Annotated in this window: 2 protein-coding genes and 1 pseudogene; 1 reads left to right on the top strand and 2 read right to left on the bottom strand. The window is 74.9% G+C overall.

All coding sequences use genetic code 11. The features are described 5' to 3' along the window. The coding region (locus ABZW03_RS39730; protein WP_355269592.1) for a heavy metal translocating P-type ATPase at window positions 1-1,599 on the bottom strand (1,599 nt) is incomplete at its 3' end. 67 nt (window positions 1,600-1,666) lie between these two features. Beyond that, window positions 1,667-1,885, bottom strand: a complete 219-nt coding sequence (locus ABZW03_RS39725; protein WP_049651134.1) for a cation transporter — start codon at window positions 1,883-1,885, stop codon at window positions 1,667-1,669. 179 nt (window positions 1,886-2,064) lie between these two features. Here ABZW03_RS39725 and ABZW03_RS39720 point away from each other — a divergent pair. Then, a pseudogene (locus ABZW03_RS39720) lies at window positions 2,065-2,563 on the top strand (serine/threonine-protein phosphatase); the annotation flags it as partial.

Genomic DNA, 2,563 nt, shown 5'->3' with positions numbered 1-2,563 from the left:
GGCCGGCAGGGCCTCGCGCCCGGCGACCACCGTGCGGCCCGCCACGACCCCCTCCACGCCCCGCCCGGGCGTGCTGCGGAAGTCCGTGACGGCGGGCAGCTCGCCGGCCCCGGCGGCGGCCTCGGCGATCGCCCGGGCGATCGGGTGCTCGGAGGCGTGCTCGACGGCCCCGGCCAGGCGCAGCGCCTCGGCCGCGTCCACGCCCTCGGCGGTGTGCACCGCGAGCAGCTCCATCCGGCCGGTGGTGACGGTGCCGGTCTTGTCGAGGACGACGGTGTCCACCGTTCGGGTGGTCTCCAGGACCTCGGGGCCCCTGATCAGGATGCCGAGCTGGGCGCCGCGGCCGGTGCCGACCAGCAGGGCGGTCGGGGTGGCCAGGCCGAGGGCGCACGGGCAGGCGATGATCAGCACGGCGACGGCGGCGGTGAAGGCCTCGGTGGGGCTGTCGGTGGCCAGCAGCCAGGCCACCAGGGTGGCCAGGGCGATCAGGACGACGGCCGGGACGAAGACGGCGGAGATCCGGTCGGCCAGCCGCTGGGCGGCGGCCTTGCCGTTCTGGGCCTCCTCGACCAGTTTGGCCATCCGGGCCAGTCGGGTGTCCGCGCCGACCCGGGTGGCCTCGACCACCAGCCGGCCGCCCGCGTTGACGGTGGCCCCGGTGACGGCGTCGCCGACGGAGACCTCGACCGGGACGGACTCACCGGTCAGCATCGAGGCGTCCACCGCGGACGCGCCCTCGACCACCACGCCGTCGGTGGCGATCTTCTCGCCCGGCCGGACCACGAAGCGGCTGCCGACCGTCAGCCGGTCCACCGGCAGCCGGACCTCCCGTCCGCCCCGGAGGACCGCGACGTCCTTGGCGCCGAGGTCGAGCAGGGCGTGCAGGGCGGCGCCGGCCCGGCGCTTGGCGCGGGCCTCCAGGTGGCGGCCGAGCAGGATCAGCACGGTGACGGCGGCGGCGGTCTCCAGGTAGAGCGTGGCCGAGGGGTCGGTTCGGCCGACGGACAGCGAGAAGTCGTGGTGCATCCCGGGCATGCCGGCGTGGCCGCGGAACAGTGCCCAGCAGGACCAGCCGAAGGCGGCCAGGGTGCCGAGCGAGACCAGGGTGTCCATGGTGGCGGCGCCGTGCCGCAGGTTGGTCCAGGCGGCGCGGTGGAAGGGCAGGCCGCCGTGGACGACGACCGGGCCGGTGAGCGCGAAGGCCAGCCACTGCCAGTCGGTGAACTGCAGGGCGGGGACCATCGAGAGCAGGACCACCGGGACGCTGAGGACGGCGCTGACCAGCAGCCGGTCGCGCAGAGGGTCGGCCGGCCCGGGTCGGGCGGCGGGCTCGGGCCCGGGCTCGGCGGCGGGTGCCGGGGGCGGGGGGAGCTCGGCGGTGTAGCCGGAGCGCTCGACGGTGGCGATCAGGTCCTCGACCGTGGTGCCGGGGCCGAAGTCGACCCGGGCCTTCTCGGTGGCGAAGTTGACGGTGGCCTCGACGCCGTCCATCCGGTTGAGCTTCTTCTCGATCCGTGCCGCGCAGGAGGCGCAGGTCATCCCGCCGATCGACAGCTCGACCCGGTCCCCGGCCCCGAGGTCCGGCGCGGACGTGCTCATGCGGTTCAGCTCCTCGGTGCGGGCGAACGGCGGGGGCGCCGTGGCGGCCCCCGCCGTTCCGGGTGGTTCAGGCGCTGCGGCCGACCAGCTCGTAGCCGGCCTCGTCGATCGCGGCGCGGACCTGCTCGTCGTCCAACGGCGCGGCGGAGGAGATCGTCACGGTACCGGCGGTGGCGTCGGCGGCGACCCCGGTCACCCCGGCCAAGGCGGAGACCTCCTCGCTGATCGCCTTCTCGCAGTGGCCGCAGCTCATGCCGGACACGGTGTAGGTGATGGTGCTGGACATCGGGGGCCTCCGGGAGGTCTTGGCGGGCCCGGGTGTTCGCCCGGGTGCGGCGCTGGCAACGACTCTCCTGACACCATACCCCTCAGGGGTATTTTCCGGGATGGCGGGGTGGCTGCACCGCATCGTAGGGGCCGGGGGGCCGGTCGTCCTCCTCCGTGATCGTCCCTTATGTTCGTTATGTGTTTCCGCTCCGCCGCGCCCAGTCACCCTCGGCTCCCACGGCAGCCGGACTGCCGCCGGACCGGCAGCGCGGCGCGCTGCTCGCCGCCGACCTCCAGGACGTCCCGTTCTGGCGGCGGGCCACCCCGGCGCTGGTCGCCGTGCTGCTGGTCGGGCTCGCGGACTTCCTCTCCGGCAAGGACCGCTACCTGGCCCCGCTGATGACCGTGGTGCCGACCGTCGCGGCGCTGACCCTGAAACCCCGCGAGCTGCTCCTGGTCTGCTCGCTCGGGCTGCTCACGGTCCTCGGGCTCAGCCACCACGACCAGGTCGACAACATCAACGACGCCCGCTTCCTGTACGGGGCGATGGTCAGCTACCTCGTCCTGACGCTGTTCTCGGCCTGGGTCGCCAAGATCCGGATGCGGCGCGCGGCGGCCTTCGCGGCCGTCAGCTCCGTCGCCGAGGCCGCCCAGCGGGCGCTGCTGCAGCTGCCGGGGCCGACCGTCGGGCCGCTGC

Origin of the sequence: Kitasatospora sp. NPDC004799 (assembly GCF_040609095.1) — a bacterium.
Lineage (GTDB): Bacteria > Actinomycetota > Actinomycetes > Streptomycetales > Streptomycetaceae > Kitasatospora.
Note: the sequence above shows the minus strand (reverse complement) of the source record. Positions and strands in the feature narration are given on the sequence as shown.